General features: G+C 73.6%; 1 protein-coding gene. It reads left to right on the forward strand.

Going from position 1 to position 432, the window contains the following annotated elements; genetic code table 11:
• Nucleotides 1-400 (forward strand): hypothetical protein (locus tag HH311_RS31190; RefSeq protein WP_211191044.1); only part of this gene is annotated, 400 nt, incomplete at its 5' end.
• Nucleotides 401-432: the final 32 nt, after the last annotated feature.

Genomic DNA, 432 nt, shown 5'->3' on the forward strand with positions numbered 1-432 from the left:
GGGCGACCACCGGGGCGACCACCGCGGCGACCACCGCGGCGACCACCGCGGCGACCACGGCCACGGCCGCGACCACGGGCACGACAACCACGGCAAGTGGGGTCACGGGGACCACGGCAAGTGGGGCCACGGCGACCACGGCAAGTGGGGTCACGGGGACCACGGCAAGTGGGGCCACGGCGACCACGGCAAGTGGGGTCACGGCGACCACGGCAAGTGGGGTCACGGCCACGACAAGTGGGGCCACGGCCACGACAAGTGGGGCCACGGCAAGCACGGCCACGACGGCAAGTGGGGTCACGGCAAGGACTGGGGCCACGGCAAGGACTGGGGCCACGGCAAGGACTGGGGCCACGGCCACGGGCACGGCCCGGAGCACCACCCGATCGTCCTGCACTAACCGACCACCCGACCACCGACCACCCACCAGCG

Source organism: Actinomycetospora sp. TBRC 11914, assembly GCF_012933465.1.
Lineage (GTDB): Bacteria > Actinomycetota > Actinomycetes > Mycobacteriales > Pseudonocardiaceae > Actinomycetospora.